General features: G+C 63.8%; 14 protein-coding genes. 7 read left to right on the forward strand and 7 right to left on the reverse strand.

All coding sequences use genetic code 11. The features are described 5' to 3' along the window. Positions 1 to 67: 67 nt before the first annotated feature. Positions 68 to 2434, reverse strand: coding sequence for a TonB-dependent receptor (locus RIA72_RS02320; protein WP_350030742.1), 2367 nt, complete (start codon positions 2432 to 2434; stop codon positions 68 to 70). A gap of 347 nt (positions 2435 to 2781) precedes the next feature. On the opposite strand from RIA72_RS02320, the gene RIA72_RS02325 reads away from it, so the two are divergent. From RIA72_RS02325 to RIA72_RS02335, 3 genes are all read left to right on the forward strand, one after another. Continuing rightward, the gene (locus tag RIA72_RS02325; RefSeq protein ID WP_350030743.1) at positions 2782 to 4572 is read left to right on the forward strand and encodes an FAD-binding protein; all 1791 of its coding nucleotides are present in this window, start codon (positions 2782 to 2784) and stop codon (positions 4570 to 4572) included. Beyond that, entirely contained in the window at positions 4569 to 5525 is a 957-nt protein-coding gene (locus tag RIA72_RS02330; RefSeq protein WP_350030744.1) for a flavin reductase, read from the forward strand. Before RIA72_RS02325 ends, RIA72_RS02330 begins: the two co-directional genes overlap by 4 nt. A gap of 154 nt (positions 5526 to 5679) precedes the next feature. Further along, positions 5680 to 6867 carry an acyl-CoA dehydrogenase family protein gene (locus tag RIA72_RS02335; protein ID WP_350030745.1) on the forward strand — a complete coding sequence of 396 codons (1188 nt, stop codon included), beginning with the start codon at positions 5680 to 5682 and terminating at the stop codon, positions 6865 to 6867. Between the two features lie 96 nt (positions 6868 to 6963). Here RIA72_RS02335 and RIA72_RS02340 read toward each other — a convergent pair whose 3' ends face one another. Next, positions 6964 to 7872, reverse strand: coding sequence for a VOC family protein (locus tag RIA72_RS02340; RefSeq protein ID WP_350030746.1), 909 nt, complete (start codon positions 7870 to 7872; stop codon positions 6964 to 6966). Positions 7873 to 8196: 324 nt separating this feature from the next. Here RIA72_RS02340 and RIA72_RS02345 point away from each other — a divergent pair, with 324 nt between their 5' ends. After that, positions 8197 to 8673 carry an Lrp/AsnC family transcriptional regulator gene (locus RIA72_RS02345; RefSeq protein ID WP_350030747.1) on the forward strand — a complete coding sequence of 159 codons (477 nt, stop codon included), beginning with the start codon at positions 8197 to 8199 and terminating at the stop codon, positions 8671 to 8673. Positions 8674 to 8677: 4 nt separating this feature from the next. Beyond that, the gene (locus RIA72_RS02350) at positions 8678 to 9163 is read left to right on the forward strand and encodes an Lrp/AsnC family transcriptional regulator (RefSeq protein ID WP_350030748.1); all 486 of its coding nucleotides are present in this window, start codon (positions 8678 to 8680) and stop codon (positions 9161 to 9163) included. Positions 9164 to 9185: 22 nt separating this feature from the next. On the opposite strand, the gene RIA72_RS02355 is transcribed toward RIA72_RS02350, so the two are convergent. The 4 genes from RIA72_RS02355 to RIA72_RS02370 all read right to left on the reverse strand — a co-directional run bounded on the left by RIA72_RS02355 (position 9186) and on the right by RIA72_RS02370 (position 12111). Next, positions 9186 to 9956, reverse strand: coding sequence for an SDR family NAD(P)-dependent oxidoreductase (locus tag RIA72_RS02355; protein WP_502957924.1), 771 nt, complete (start codon positions 9954 to 9956; stop codon positions 9186 to 9188). 29 nt (positions 9957 to 9985) lie between these two features. Continuing rightward, a complete protein-coding gene (locus tag RIA72_RS02360) occupies positions 9986 to 10852 on the reverse strand; it encodes an SDR family NAD(P)-dependent oxidoreductase (RefSeq protein ID WP_350030750.1) in 867 nt (288 codons plus the stop codon). A gap of 4 nt (positions 10853 to 10856) precedes the next feature. Then, complete coding sequence (locus RIA72_RS02365; protein ID WP_350030751.1) at positions 10857 to 11705, reverse strand: alpha/beta fold hydrolase; 849 nt, start codon at positions 11703 to 11705, stop codon at positions 10857 to 10859. Between the two features lie 220 nt (positions 11706 to 11925). Beyond that, the gene (locus RIA72_RS02370; RefSeq protein WP_350030752.1) at positions 11926 to 12111 is read right to left on the reverse strand and encodes a hypothetical protein; all 186 of its coding nucleotides are present in this window, start codon (positions 12109 to 12111) and stop codon (positions 11926 to 11928) included. On the opposite strand from RIA72_RS02370, the gene RIA72_RS02375 reads away from it, so the two are divergent. Both RIA72_RS02375 and RIA72_RS02380 read left to right on the forward strand, forming a co-directional pair. Then, positions 12112 to 12648, forward strand: a complete 537-nt coding sequence (locus RIA72_RS02375; protein ID WP_350030753.1) for a fumarylacetoacetate hydrolase family protein — start codon at positions 12112 to 12114, stop codon at positions 12646 to 12648. It begins immediately after the preceding gene. A gap of 289 nt (positions 12649 to 12937) precedes the next feature. After that, a complete protein-coding gene (locus tag RIA72_RS02380; RefSeq protein ID WP_350030754.1) occupies positions 12938 to 13885 on the forward strand; it encodes a DMT family transporter in 948 nt (315 codons plus the stop codon). A gap of 40 nt (positions 13886 to 13925) precedes the next feature. Here RIA72_RS02380 and RIA72_RS02385 read toward each other — a convergent pair whose 3' ends face one another. Beyond that, on the reverse strand, positions 13926 to 14798 hold the full coding sequence (locus RIA72_RS02385) for an alpha/beta fold hydrolase (protein ID WP_350030755.1): 873 nt from the start codon (positions 14796 to 14798) through the stop codon (positions 13926 to 13928).

Raw genomic sequence — 14798 nt, forward strand, 5'->3', positions numbered from 1 at the left:
CTGACCGGAATCCCCCCGCAGGTGCCGCTTCCCTACCCCATTAATGCAAAGAGCGGAGAGAGAGCGGTTAGAAGCGCAGCCCCAACGTCGCGCCGAAAGTCCGCGGTTCGGGGTAATAGGCCACGGTCAGCCCGCCGAAGGACGGGCCGAAATCGATGAAATTCTGGGGCGCATCTTCCTTGAACAGATTGCGCGCCCACAAGGTCAGCTCCCCGCGCATCGACCCGATCGGCACTTCGGCCAATATGCCGCGCAGATTGACGATTGCCCGGCCCGGCGACTTGGTCAGCCTGGCGAGCTGCGGCGAGGTCGGACCCGGAACCGCGGGGCCGCGGAGCTGGTAGGGCGAGGTGTAGAAGGACGACGTGAACGAAAGGTCGCCGATCACGCTGAACTGGCCCCAATTCCCCTCGACAACGCGCCAGTCGAAGCCCGTCTGAATCGTGTAGCTCGGCGCCGAAGGAAAGGCCCGGTTGTCGGCGACCTCTACCCCGCCATCGATAAACGACTTATATTTGGCGTCGAGCAATCCGACGCTGGCGTTAAGCGTGAACCAGTCGGCGGGGCGCGCCAACGCTTCGATCTCGATCCCGCGCGTCCGCGTCGCGGCGGCATTGCGGATCACCGATGCCGCGCTCTGATTTCCCAGGAAGACGCTGAGCTGCAAATCCTTATGCTCGTCCCAGAAGCCCGTCAGATTGAGCTGGAGGCGTCGGTCGAGCAGCGACGTCTTGATGCCGACTTCATAGCTGTCGACAACCTCGGGCCGATAGGGCGCACACAATTCGGGCACGCCCGACGGGCAGGCCGGCGTCGGCGCCGCAGTGACCGCGGTTTCGGCGTTGAACCCGCCCGATTTATACCCCTGCGCATAGCGCGCATAGGCCGTCACCTGATCGCTGAATTCATAGCGGACCGATGCCGCGGGGCTCAGCCGCTCGAAATCGGCATCGGGAACCCCGCCATAGGGCACGTCGATCTGCGTCGCGAAGGGACCGCCCGCGGATGTCGCGAGAAAGCGCTTTATGTCCTTCTTTTCGTGCGTGTAGCGCAGACCACCGGACAGCGTCAGCCGGGGCGTGACCGATACATCGATCTGACCATAGGCCGCATAAGATTGGGTGTGCTGGCCATATCGCGAGTCGAACCGGCTGGCGCCCGCAAAATAGGACTGCGGGTTGTTGGTTTCGGCGTGATCTTTGAAATAATAGGCGCCAAAGACATATTTGACGACATCGTTGAACGCTTCGCCGGTCAACTGCACTTCTTGGCTGAAGGCATGATAATCGGTGATGCGCTGCGTTGAGGCGACCGGGATCGGCGTTCCATCGAGGTCCAGCGCGTCGCGGTAATCGATCTTGCGGTACGAGGTGAGCGACTTCAGCGTCGCCGCGCCAATATCGAGCGAAGCGATGAACGAATGGCCGCGAACCTTGACATGCTCGCGCACATCGACGTCGATGCTCGCGGTTTTTTGCCGCTCGGTGCGCGTATAGAGGCTGAGCGGGAAATTCGCGCCGAAGAAGGGATAGCTTGGCGAGGCCGGATCGAAGATGTCGCCGGGCCGCCCCAGATTGACGCGATAGAGTTGCGCAAAATAGGGCGTCTGACGCGTCCGCGAATGATCATACATATAGTCGACCGTCAGATTGTCCGACGGCGCGAAACGCAATTGCCCCGCAAAGGTCAACTGGTCGATGTCGTCGGTGTCCTTCGCCGGGTTGGGCCGCGCCAGAACAGCCTGCGGATAGGGATTGGGCACAAGGTCTATCAGACCGTCGCGCTTGCGGAGCTGGCCCGACACCTTGGCCGAGAAGGGACCGACCGCAGGAAGGTCGATCACGGCCTTCAGCTTGCGTTCGTCATAGCTTCCATAGGTCGCCTCGACGCGGCCGCCAAACTCGCCGCTCGGTTTTTTGGGCACGAGGTTGATCGCCCCGGCGAGCGTGTTGCGGCCATACAGTGTCCCCTGCGGGCCGCGCAGCACCTCGACGCGCTCCAGATCGACGATGTCGAAGATGCTCCCGGCCGCCTTCGCAATATAAATCCCGTCGAGATAAAGGCCGACGGTGGGCTCGGTGGTGATGGCCGGGTTGCTGGACGCCGATCCGCGAATCGAAATCTGCGACGTCGTCTTGCTCGACGGAGCCGCCTGAATCTTCACATTGGGCGCGGCCGAACCGATGTTGTCGATCGAATCGATCCCCCGTTTTTGCAGATAGTCGGAACCGATTGCAGTGACAGCAACCGGCACATCGCGCAGATTCTCGGCGCGGCGCTGCGCCGTCACGACAATCTCGTCCGGATCGATCGCCTCGCCTTCGGCGACGGAAGCGGCATCATCGCCCGTGCTGACGGCCGCTTGGCCGGGGGCTGCCATCAACCCCGCCGCTAGCGCCGCAGCACTGACCCATGCTTCCAACTTTGCCGACATACGACGTCCCTCCCTTTGCTCGCGCGGAGCCCATTTATCAATTTCGCAGCCTGAAAGATCATATTATTGTGCATATCGCAAGCAGATTTTTCATTCATGGATGATTTGCGGTTTTCAATGGCTATCAATTACCGCATTCCTTCCATTCACCAAGCAGGGACGGCAAAAGACTGCTCAAACCCCTGAGATAGAGATATATGCGTAATATGATAATAATGATTCGACGCATATGAAGACAGTCACTGGATAAATATGTTGATATGCGTTACCAGTTTCGCAACTGAAACGAATTTCCGGAGCCAAGACGGATGACGCCAGATGAGCCAATCCCGGCATCGACCCCGCCGATGGAACGGGATAGCATCGCCGCCGGCGCAATGCCCGAGCCCGCATCGGTGCCGTCATTCGCGCGGGCAACGGGGCTGCGGCTCGACGCTCCCGCGCGTATCGATGCGCCCGACACCGCGCACTGGGACGCGGCGGCCGATCTGGTGATCGTGGGCCTCGGCGGCGCAGGCGTCGCCGCCGCGCTAGAAGGCGTGGAGCGCGGCCTGTCGGTCATTGCGGTCGATCGCTTTTCGCACGGCGGTTCGACCGCCGCGAACGGCGGCGTCTTTTACGCCGGCGCAGGGACGGTTGTTCAACGCGAAGCGGGAATCGATGATTCGCCGGCTGCGATGACGGCCTATCTCGACATGGAAGCCGGCGAAGTCGTATCGCGCAAGACGATCGAAGAGTTCGTTGCCGAGAGCCCGGCGACGATCGACTGGTTGATCGCGCAAGGCGTCCATTTCAGCGCGACCTATTGGCCGCAAAAATCGAGTTACCCGCCGCTCGATAAATTCCTGTATCATTCGGACAATACGCTGGTCGCACGTTATTCGCAGCGCGCGCGCCCGGCGCCGCGGGGACATCGCGTCTTCGCCCGCAATGGCAAGAAGGCATGGGGACTGGGCGGCGCGCTGACTGGCAAGCTCGAGGCGGCAGCACTTGCGAAAGGGCTCGATTCGATCCCCCATGCACAGGTCACGCGGCTGCTGACTGATGCGAACGGGCGCGTGATTGGAGTCGAGGGGCGCCGGATCCCGCCCGATTCCGTGGTCTCACGGCGCTATGCGAAAGCGGTCGCGCGGGCCGGGAAATGGCTTTCCGCGCTGCCGCCATCCTTTCCACTCGCCGGATTCACGCAGGCGCTCGGCATGCGCGCTTTCAAAAGAGCCGAAGCGTTGATGACACGCCACGCGACGCCTTTTCGTATCCGCGCCCATGCCGGGGTCCTGATCAGCACCGGCGGCTTCATTATGAACCGTAAGATGCTGGCGCATTTTGCGCCGGGCTTTCTAAGCTGCCTGCCGAACGCCGCGATCGGCGAGGATGGCGCCGGCATCCTGCTGGGCGCTTCGGTCGGCGGCGATACCGCGCTGATGGACCGGATCAGCGCCTGGCGCTTCATCAATCCGCCCAAGGCCTGGTCCGCTTCAATGCTGGTGAACAGCGCCGGTCGCCGCTTCACCGACGAGACGCTCTATGGCGCCACGCTGGGCGATGCGGTCGCCGCTCAGCCAGGGGGCAAGGCGTGGGTCATCTATGACGCGGATGCACGGCGCGATGCGTTTCGCCAGGCACGCGACAAGACGATCGTTCCTTTCCAGCGCGACCTCACGTTGCTGAACCTGTGGTTCAACAAGGTGAAGGCTTCGACCATCGAGGAACTGGCTCAAAAGCTCGCCATGCCGCCGGCTGCGCTCGTCCGAACGGTCGGGGATTATAACGCAGCATGCGCGGCGGGGAGTGACGACCCCTTCGGCAAGCAGCGCAAGGACATGCGCCCCGTATCGCGCGGGCCCTTTTATGCCATGGATGCCTCGATCGACAGCAAGATGCTCGTGCTCGCGACGATGACCGTCGGCGGCTTGCGCGTCGATGAAGCGACAGGACGCGTCCTCGACCGCGACAGCTGCCCGATCGAGGGGCTTTACGCCGCGGGGCGGAGCGCCATCGGCATTTGTTCGCAAACCTATGTCAGCGGGCTGAGTTTTGCCGATTGCATATTTTCGGGCCGTCGCGCCGCCCGCGACGCCGCAGCCCAAAGGCTGCGGCGACCACAGCGGCCGCCTGTCGAGGCCGTGCGCGCATGAGCGCCCCCGCTGTCCCGACCGTCGATCCTGTCGCGTTGCGGCGCGCGCTCGGCACCTTTACCACCGGCGTCACCGTCGTCACCGCCCGCGACCCCGATGGGCGCGAGGCCGGCGTCACCGCCAACAGTTTCAGCTCGGTTTCGCTCGATCCCCCGCTCGTCCTGTGGAGTCTCAACCGCCGGTCGGCGAGCCTCCCGGTGTTCGCGGCGAGCTCGCACTTTGCGGTGCATATCCTCGCTTATGATCAGGAGGCGCTGTCCAATCGTTTCGCCCGGCCCGCGACCGACAAATTCGCATCGCTCGATGTCAAAAGGGGCGCGGGAGGCGCGCCGCTGCTCGACAAGGTGTCGGCGCTGTTCCAATGTCGGCTCGCCTATCAATATGACGGCGGCGACCATGTCATTCTGGTCGGTGAGATCGAGGATTTCCTGGCGACCGGCCGTCCGCCGCTGGTGTTCCACGGCGGCGCCTATGCCCTGGCGGCGCGCAAGGACGCCGTGCCGCCGCCGCACGACATCCCGCTCGCGCCCGATTTTCTTGGCTACCTCATCGGCCGCTGCCATTATCAATTTTACGGACGCCTTCAGCCGCGGCTCGCCGCAATGGGGCTATCGATGGAAGACCATTTCATCGTCAGCGCGCTGGGCGTCGCCGGCCCGCTCGCGCCCGCCGACCTCGCCGCGGCGATTTCCTATACCGGGATCGACCTGTCCCCGGACCGCCTGTCTGCCATGGCCGAAAGTAAAGTCCTCGATCGCGACTGCAACGGCCGGATCGGGCTGAGCCCGCGCGGCCGGCAAATGTTCATCGCCGCGATGGCCGCCGCCAAGGACGTCGAACAGGATGTGCTGGCCGATTTCGCCCCCGACGAGGCACATCTGTTGACCCAAATGCTCTCGCGGCTCGTCGCGCGAACCGACCCCGGCCTGCCCGACCTCTGGACACAGGGGTAGGTGCATGGTCATGGCATGATAGAGCGCCGTTGATCGCAATAAAATCCCATAGCGATTGACTGTTTGCGTAGATCAATACATATTATAGCTACGTGTTTTGTAAATTCGACGGAATCGAAGGGTAGAAGAGCTAATGGCAGAAATGGCGTCGAGGATGGAAACCGCCGAAGTCACAGGCGAAGACGTGATTGCGCGGGCGCGCGCCATGATCCCCGCGCTCAAAGAGCGTTCGGCGCGCTGCGTGACCGATCGCGATGTGCCTGCCGAAACCGTCGCCGACATGCGCGCCGCAGGCTTTTTCCGCATTCTGCAACCGCGGCGCTGGGGCGGTTACGAAATGCATCCCAACGTGTTTTTCGAGGTCCAGAAGGCGCTCGCCGAAGGCTGCATGTCGACCGGCTGGATGTACGGCGTGGTGGGTTGCCATCCCTATGAGCTGTCGCTCTTTCCCGATCGCGCGCAGCAGGAGGTTTGGGGAAGCGACGCCGATACCCTCGCCTCATCGTCCTATCAGCCCGTCGGCCGCGTCACGCGGGTCGACGGCGGGTTTCGGTTATCGGGGCACTGGGGCTTCTCGACGGGCTCCGCGCATTGCGACTGGGTTTTGCTCGGCGCGCTTGTCCCCCCTGCCGAACCAGGCGGAGCTCCCGACCAGCGTACGTTCCTGTTGCCCCGTACCGACTATCGGATCGATCGGGACGCCTGGCATGTTTTTGGGCTGCAAGGCACCGGAAGCCATGACATCATTGTCGAGGATGCCTTTGTCCCCGAATATCGCACCCATCGCGGCGCCGATGGTTATGCCTGCACCAATCCCGGCCAGGCCGAAAACGACGGTCCGCTTTATGCGCTGCCCTGGGCGCAGATTTTCGTGCGGTCGGTATCGACCGCAGCATTCGGCGGTGCGCGGGCCGCGGTGAAAGCCGCGCTCGACATCGCGCAATCGCGGATTTCGACCAACACCGGCAAGGCATCGAAGGACGACCCCCTTTTGATGAACGCCATTGCAAGGGCCGAGGCGCAGATCGGCGAGATGGAACAGGCGCTGCGGCTGTCGTTCGATGCGCTCATGTCCCATGCCGAACGCGGCGAACCCGTGCCGATGCGGGTGCGGACGATCAACGCCTATCAATCTGCCAGCGTGGTGCGCCGACTTGCCGACCTTGTCGACGATATGGTCCAGTTGCTTGGCGGACGCGCGATCTATACGCATAGTTCGATCATCCAGCCGTGGCTGGACCTCCACGCCGGGCGCGCGCATGTCGCGAACGATCCGTCGCTGCGCAGCGGCGATGTCGTCGGCTCGCTTCTCGATCAGGAACCGAAGTTCAAGTTCCTCTAACCACCCCTCACCCGGACGCGATGCAGGCACGCAGACCACCTGCGGTCTGCGCATCGGGTCCGCGCGATGGGGCCGCCCCACCCCCCGACGCGAGAGCTATTCGGCCATCGCCTTCTGCCACGCCCATACATGGCCCCAGACGCTGATCTGCTCATGCGCTGTCGGCACCCATGTCGCGGGATCGATGACAAGGCCGTCGCACCCGATCTCGAGGTCAAAGCCCGACGGGGTCTGCATATAGAAACTCGTCATCTCGTCATTCATATGCCGACCGAGCGTCGCGCTTTCGGGAATTTTGGCCTTGCGCATACGATCGTGGCACCGGCCGACGTCGATGAGCGTCGTCATTTCGAGCATCAGATGGATGCAGCCCGACGGCGGCGGCGGGCATTCGGCCAGCGCGACGGCATGGTGCCGGCCGCCGCCGCCGTGCATGAAGGCAAAACCCATGCCCGGATCGCCCTCGCCACCTTGCAGATAAAAGCGCGGCAAGTCGGTGTCGCCAAAACCGATCACGTCGCGATAAAAGGCATGGCACCTCTCGAAATCGGGAGCGGGAAGGACCGCATGGCCCATCCCCATGCCGCCCGTGACGAAGCCCGCAACGCCGACGGGAGAGACAAAGGCTTCGCTGTCGCCTTCTTCCCACCGGCTGAAAAATTCGAGCCCATTTCCTGCCGGATCGCTCGTTGCGAACATCGCCTCGACGCCGCGCGCGCGCGCTTCTACAGCGCTTGCGTGACGCACGGGGCGCCCCGCGGCGGCGACGGCGGCCGCCAACCGAGCGAGCGCGGCCGCATCCGCCACTTCAAAGGCCGAAGCGACCAGTCGCTCACTTTCGCCGGGTTCGATCCAGAATCGGAACGGGCGGTCGTCGATGCGATACAGGGCCGCGTCGCCGCGCGGGCGCCCCGGCATCGCGCCGACAATATCGGTGAGAAAATGGTGCCAGGCCTCCATATTTTCCGTCTTGATGACGACATATTCCAACGATTTGACAGTCATGGCGTTCAACTTCCCATCCATCGCGTCGGCCCGTGCCCACGCAAGGGCAGACCCTGTGCGGGCGCACCCAATCAGCCTGAGCGCATCTTTGCGTATGATTTCTACTGAATATCTACGAATATCACTTGTTTCAACGCAAATTGTCTAAATTATCACGAATCACGCCGGTGAGCGTTACGAATGGCTTGCCTTCTGGAAGGGAAAGGGGGCAACACGGCTGGCGGCGCATCCTCGCCCGAAAGGTCGAAAGCTGTTGACGCGACCACGGCACAGCGCCGAAGGGAGACATGTGGAGTGAAACGAATTTCGGGGTTGGAGCGGCGCATGTCTTCGGGAGGCGATTTCAGTTTCGACGATACCGACCTGGCCATCGTCGACCTCTTGCGGCGCAACGGGCGCGCGACGAACCAACAGATCGCCGAGGATCTGGGGCTGACCGCCACGACGGTGTCCGCGCGCATCCGGCGGATGGAGGATGCCAATCAATTGCGCGTCGTCGCCGTGTCCGATTTCGCGGCGCACGGGTTCGACGTCCTGATTCAAATCAAGATCGAAGTCGACAACCGGCCCGTGTCCGAAGTCGCGACCGAGCTTGCCGCCTTTTCAGAGGTTTTCGCCGCGCATGTCGTGACCGGCAGCTATGATATCGACCTGCTCGTCACGCTGAAGGAGCTTGGCGACCTGCACGATTTCATGTTCGAACGATTGGCGAAGGTCCACGGAATCCGCACGATCACCCCTTCGATCGCTGTCGACATTCTGAAATACCGCTTCGACAAGTCGATCATTCAGGCGGGATAGAAATATGGCAAAGGCCGATCTCGACGACCTCGATCGCAAGCTGATAGAATTGCTGGCGCAGGATGCGCGCGTCTCCAATCGCAAGATCGCGACGCGCCTGGGTGTCACCGAAGGCACGGTACGCGGCCGAATCAAGCGGCTCCAGCAGGAACGGCTGATTCGCTTCACCGCGATTACCGGCATGGAAATGGGTCCGCGCGTCCGAATGGCGCTGATCTGGATTCAAACCGACGTCAATCAGGTTCAAAAGGTGGGGAATCGGTTACGGGACGATCCGGAAATCAGCGCGGTTCTGGTCCTCGCGGGCCGCTTCAACCTGCTTGCGATCTGCCTTTTTCGCGAGCTCGACGAGCTTGTCGATCTTGCCGCCGATCGGATATTGGCGTTGCCCGGCGTGCGTCACGTCGAAACGGCGATCGCCGTTCGGACCGCGAAATATAATGCGCGGATCGCGCGGATCGTCGACGGCGGAACGCCGATCGACGATTGACGCCCTTCGGCGCGGGCGCCGCTCAGATCCCGTAGCCCCCCGCCACCGCGAGCTGCTGCCCCGTCGTATAGGCGGCTCGCTGCGATGCCAGGAAAACGACGGCGTGTCCGATTTCCTCGGCGGTGCCCCATCGCCGGAGCGGAAGCGAAGCCCGGACCTGTTCGACCCACGCGTCGTCGAAATCGCCTCGCGCGAGCAGTTCGTGGAACATCCCGGCGTCGATCACGCCGACCAGGACCGAATTGGCACGAATGCCATAGGGACCTTCCTCCTTCGCAATCCCGCGAACCAGCGATTCGTTCGCCGCCTTGGGCGCGACCGACAGCCCGTCGCGCGGCGGCCAGAGAAGGTCGCCCGCCGATCCCAGATGAACGAACGAACCGCCCCCCTTCTCGCGCATGTGCGGGAGTATCGCTTGCGTTGCGGCAAAGAAGCCCATGACTTCGATGTCGATCGAGCGCTTCCATTTGGCGAGCGGCGTTTCGCCAAGATGGAGTTGATCGACCACGGGGCCGGCGGCCCAGACCATCGTGTGGAGGCGCCCGTGCGCCGCGACGGCGGCATCGCGAACCGCCGCCACCGCCTCGCTGTCGGTGACGTCGAGCTGATGCACGCTGGCGCGCCGCCCGGCCGCCTCGATTTCGTGCGCCAACGCGCGCGCAGCATCATGCTTGCTGCTGTAGCAAAGGGCGATGTCCGAACCCGCAGCAGCCAACGCGCGCACGGCAGCGCCGCCGAGCCCGCCGGTGGCACCAAAGACGATCGCCGCACCATCGGGAAAATCCGCCATCATCACGTTCCTTTCCTGGGTCTTCGACCCGCCTATCGGACGATCGCCCTGCTGCGTTCCGGTGGGGCGCCTAGCATCGCGCGGTGCGAGGGGGGCTGCCGCCCTTCCGCGTCGGTCATTCCCCATTCGCGCGCGAGCTCGGCGCCAATCAGCGCGCGCCCCGAAAGCGCCATTCGCGACGTGCTGTCGTAAAGGGCCGCAATCAGCCGCCCGGTGAATTCGGGGGTTTCCGCGGTTTCAAAAAAAGGGTCATATTCGGGGCCGCGAAGCGGGTTCGGACGCAGCGTGCGCTCGGTCAGCAGCGGCCCCATCCAGATCGACACCGCCGCGACGCCATGATCGGCGAAATCGACCGCCATGTCGGCCGCGAGCTTGTCGACCCCCGCCTTCTGCGCGCCATAGGCCGGGCCGTGCATATAACAATTGGCACCGAAGGAGGAGGTGAAGGCGACAAGCCCCGAGCGCCCTCGCGTCAGCAGCGGCGCCGCGAAATAGCTCGCGACATAGGCCGAGCGCAGCCCGACGTCGATAATATCGACCTGCGACAGCGGCTTTTCCCAGAAAGGACGTTTCAGCAGCAGATCGTCCGTCACCGCCGCGGCGTTGTTGACCAATATGTCGAGCCGTTCATGCCGGGCGGCGATGTCGGCGAACAGCGCCGCGACCGCCGCATCGTCGCGGTGGTCGAGCGCCACCGCCACTCCCTGTCCGCCCCGCTCGGTCACGGCGGCGGCGGTTGCGCCGATCGTTCCAGGCAGGTCGGCGGTCCCTTCCGCGACCGTGCGCCCGGTCACATAGACGATATAGCCCGCATCGCCGAGCGCGCGCGCGATCCCCGCACCGGCGCCGCGGCTCGCGCCGGTGACGACCGCCACCCGTCGCTCCGTTGCAGCCGCCACCCGCCTAGTCCCGCGCCAGGAACTCGCCGACCACCGCCTCGAACGCGGCCTTTTGCTCGATCATTGTCCAATGGCCGCATTTGGGAAAGACGTGGAGCTCGCAATTCGGGATGATGCGCATCGGGACAAGCGAGCCGTCAAGCGGGTTCACCCGGTCGTCGCGCCCCCAGCACAGCAATGTGGGCGCCTCGATCCGGGAAAGATGCCCCACCGCTGCCAGCGCCTCCGGTCCGCGCAGGGTTTCGGCAATCGCATCGAGCGCGGGCCGCGAATAAATCGCCCGGCTCGCCGCCAACACCTCGGGGCGCGTCGCGACGGCGAAACGGCTCTCGATAAGCTCGTCGGTGACGATGCCCCGATCATACACCATCGAATATAGCCATGCGACCAGCTTGTCGCGCGTCGGATCCTCGACGAAGTCGACCAGTCGGCACAATCCCTCGGCGGGAAAGCTCGACAATGTATAGAGCGCGACGCCGCCGACGGCGACGAAACGCCGCACCCGGCCGGGCTGGTGCGCGGCGATTTGCGAACCGATCATCGCACCGAAGCTGTTCCCGATGATGTCGGCGCGTTCCAGTCCGAGCCGGTCCATCAGCTCGATCGCGACCGCCACCGTTTCGGGCGGCGTTGCTCCCAGCGTCGCGGGGGTGCGTCCATATCCCGGCAGATCGGGTAGGATGACTCGCCTGTCCCGCGCAAAGAAAGGAAGATTGCCGGAAAAATTGGCCCATCCGCTCACGCCGGGCCCCGATCCGTGAAGCAGGAGCAAGGGCGGTCCGTCGCCGCACTCGTGGAAATGCAGGTCGCCACCCTTCAAGGCCACGCTCCGGCTCGTCGTCTCGTAATCCATTCCGCTCTCCACCCTTGCTCCGCTGCGAATTTGCGGGCGCTCCGACATCGGGAGTTTGACACTGCAATCGCAGGATGGCAAACAAAATGCGTAGTCTTATTGATAGTATGATACGCGATTGCGGTCCATGGAGGTAAAATTGGGGCATGATGGCAAGGTCATATCCGGTTTATCCGACGAATTATTCTCCGCCTTGCGCAACGGGCACAGCGTTCGCCCGCTACGCCACCGCCATCCCGAACTGACGATCGAGGATGCCTATGCGATTTCGCTGGCTATCCTCGCTGCGCGGCGACGCGAGGGCGAGCGCGTCGTGGGCAAGAAGATCGGCGTCACCTCGCGCGCCGTTCAGGAAATGCTGAACGTCGACCAGCCCGATTTCGGTTTCCTCACAAACCGTATGCATATGACCGATGGCATCGTCGATCTGGCCGCCGAACGGTTGATCGCGCCCCGCGCCGAAGCGGAAATCGCCTTCGTGCTGCGCGAGCGCCTCGCCGGACCGGGCATCGACGCCGCCGCCGTCATCGCCGCAACCGACTATATTGCCCCCTGCTTCGAAATCGTCGACAGCCGCATCAGTGATTGGGATATCGGCATTGTCGACACCATCGCGGACAATGCGTCCTGTGGCGTGTTCGTGCTCGGGGACGAACGGCTGGACCCGCGCCAATTCGATCTGCCTGCTCTGCGTGTGACCGTGTCGAGAAACGGCGCTCCGCTTTCGCAAGGCTTCGGCCACGCCGTTCAGGGCAGCCCCGCGCAGGCCGTGGCTTGGCTGGCCAATACGCTGGGCGGGTTCGGCGTCACGCTGGACGCCGGCGACATCATCCTTTCGGGATCGCTGGTGCCCCTGGCTCCCGCATTCAGGGGCGACCGTTTCGCGATGACATTGGAAGCCGAGGGGGAGACGATCGGGCGCTGCGACGTCGAATTTCGATAGGGTCGAGCCCACAGCGCGGGATTGCAACAAAGGCCTGGGCGATGGCGGGCGGAGCTGAGACAGCTGAAGGGACCCCGTCAAGTTGGCGCCGCCATGATTGGACGCCCCACGGCATCGGCCCGTATCGGGAAGCCCGGTACGCGCCGCCCAATATTGCGGCCGCGGCACGATTGCCTTACCGTCGCTCGGCAGGCCCGGCACCATTTGTTCCAATCGGTGCAACGGGACACCAAGCTTCAGGCCAACGGGCAGCGCGGCACGCGGTCTGGTCTGCAATACGGGACCAGTCATGCGCCACAGCCGACTTTCGGCGACTCGAACCGGTCGCTGGTCCTATGCGTCGCTGTCCATCGTGATCCTGTTCTGGTCGGGCAATTTCATTGTCGGGCGCGCGGTGAACGGTGTCATTCCACCCTTCACTCTGGCGCTGGTCCGGTGGAGCGGAGCGCTTGCGATCCTTCTGCCTTTTGCGTGGTCGCATCTGCGCAGCGATCGGCAGCAGCTCCTGTCGCATTGGAAGACGGTCCTGCTGCTTGGTCTGACGGGCGTGGCGGCGTTCAATGCCTTCATCTACTCCGGTCTGCAATTCACCACCGCCAGCAACGGGCTCTTGCTTCAGGCGGCGATTCCGGCGCTTGTCCTCTTGTTCAGCCGCCTGGCGTTCGGCGAGCGCGCGTCGGCCTTGCAAATCGGCGGCGTCACGCTTTCGATGCTGGGCGTGGCGGTCATCGTCCTGCGCGGCGACCTTGCGGCCCTGGTACGATTGACTCTCAATTTCGGCGACTTTCTTGTGCTGTGCGGGGTCGTCAGCTGGGCGTCTTATACCTCGCTGCTGCGCCTTCGCCCCGATTGTCATCCGACCAGTTTCCTTGCAGCGACATTTGTTATCGGCGCAGCGGCGATGGCGCCGCTCGCCGCGATGGAAATCATGGGCGGCGCCCGCATTCCCCTGCGGGCCGATGTTCTGGGCGCCTTCATCTACGTCGCGCTGTTCCCGTCGCTCGTCGCCTATGTGCTCTACAATGCAGCGGTGAAAAATATCGGCGCAGCACCCGCGGGGCAGATGATCACGCTGATGCCTCTGTTCGGCGCAGGGCTCGCAGCGCTGCTGCTGGGCGAGGCGCTTTTCCGATTCCACTTCGTCGGAATGCTGCTCATACTGGGCGGGATCGTGCTGGGCGCGGTCGGCGTGCGGCTTCAACGGCGGGAACCGGACGATTTCGGAGCGACAGGATAACGAGACCAAACGCCTCCCAACCTGCGCGCTTCCAGGCAGATCAGGGCAGCGGTTCCAGAAACTCCAGAATGGCCTGCCTCGCGCCCTCTTCGGACAAGAGCGGCGCATGTCCCACGCCCTGGACCTCGGTATAGGCCATATGCGGCGCCGCACGGCGCATCCTATCCGCGATCGGCCGCGATAAGAGGTCCGAAAGCTCGCCCCGGATCAACAGCGTGGGTCGCCACCGCGCCAGCTTGAGGAACAGGAGCCATGTGAGCAAAGAGCCGCGCGGCGGCGGCTTCGCCCTGATCGGAACCGCGATCGACGGATCATAATCGAACTGCGGCCGCCCCTCGGTGTCGGCAATGCAGCCCCGCTCGGCAAGCGTTCGCCAGCCCGCTTCGGAGAGGTCGGGAAAGGCGACGGCGCTGGTGCGCTTGAAATAGGCGACGGCGTCGTCCCAACTATCGAGCGCGACCGTACGGCCGGCATAGGCGGCAATGCGCGCGATGCCGGCCGGGTCGATCGCGGGGCCGACGTCGTTGAGGATCGCGCTGGCAAGCGCACGCCCCTGGCGCGCGGCCAGCAGCATCATGATCAAGCCGCCCATCGACGTGCCGATGAAATGCGCGCGCGCAACTGCGAGCGTGTCGAGCAATGCGAGCGTATCGCGCACATAGGTGGGTAATTGATAGCGCATCGGGTCGGCGCTCCACCCCGAACGCCCGCGTCCGCGCACATCGACCGTCAGCACGCGCCGCCCGGTTGCGGCGAGCAGCGGGGCGAGCTCCTCGAAATCGCGCGAATTGCGGGTGAGCCCGTGAATGCAGATTACCGGCAAGCGCGCTTCACCGCCGGCGGCGGCATAGTCGCGGGCAAAAAGCCGAACGCCGTCGGGCGCCTGCCAGTATCGCTCCTCGAACTCCCCCAC

The sequence above is a fragment of the Sphingopyxis sp. genome (assembly GCF_040216815.1).
In the GTDB taxonomy this organism is placed as follows: Bacteria; Pseudomonadota; Alphaproteobacteria; order Sphingomonadales; family Sphingomonadaceae; genus Sphingopyxis.

Coding starts and splice junctions, on each gene's coding strand:
- RIA72_RS02320 (WP_350030742.1), bottom strand. CDS start 2,434: ATGTCGGCAAAGTTGGAAGCATGGGTCAGTGCTGCGGCGCTAGCGGCG.
- RIA72_RS02325 (WP_350030743.1), top strand. CDS start 2,782: ATGGAACGGGATAGCATCGCCGCCGGCGCAATGCCCGAGCCCGCATCG.
- RIA72_RS02330 (WP_350030744.1), top strand. CDS start 4,569: ATGAGCGCCCCCGCTGTCCCGACCGTCGATCCTGTCGCGTTGCGGCGC.
- RIA72_RS02335 (WP_350030745.1), top strand. CDS start 5,680: ATGGAAACCGCCGAAGTCACAGGCGAAGACGTGATTGCGCGGGCGCGC.
- RIA72_RS02340 (WP_350030746.1), bottom strand. CDS start 7,872: ATGACTGTCAAATCGTTGGAATATGTCGTCATCAAGACGGAAAATATG.
- RIA72_RS02345 (WP_350030747.1), top strand. CDS start 8,197: ATGTCTTCGGGAGGCGATTTCAGTTTCGACGATACCGACCTGGCCATC.
- RIA72_RS02350 (WP_350030748.1), top strand. CDS start 8,678: ATGGCAAAGGCCGATCTCGACGACCTCGATCGCAAGCTGATAGAATTG.
- RIA72_RS02355 (WP_502957924.1), bottom strand. CDS start 9,956: ATGATGGCGGATTTTCCCGATGGTGCGGCGATCGTCTTTGGTGCCACC.
- RIA72_RS02365 (WP_350030751.1), bottom strand. CDS start 11,705: ATGGATTACGAGACGACGAGCCGGAGCGTGGCCTTGAAGGGTGGCGAC.
- RIA72_RS02370 (WP_350030752.1), bottom strand. CDS start 12,111: ATGCATACGGTTTGTGAGGAAACCGAAATCGGGCTGGTCGACGTTCAG.
- RIA72_RS02375 (WP_350030753.1), top strand. CDS start 12,112: ATGACCGATGGCATCGTCGATCTGGCCGCCGAACGGTTGATCGCGCCC.
- RIA72_RS02380 (WP_350030754.1), top strand. CDS start 12,938: ATGCGCCACAGCCGACTTTCGGCGACTCGAACCGGTCGCTGGTCCTAT.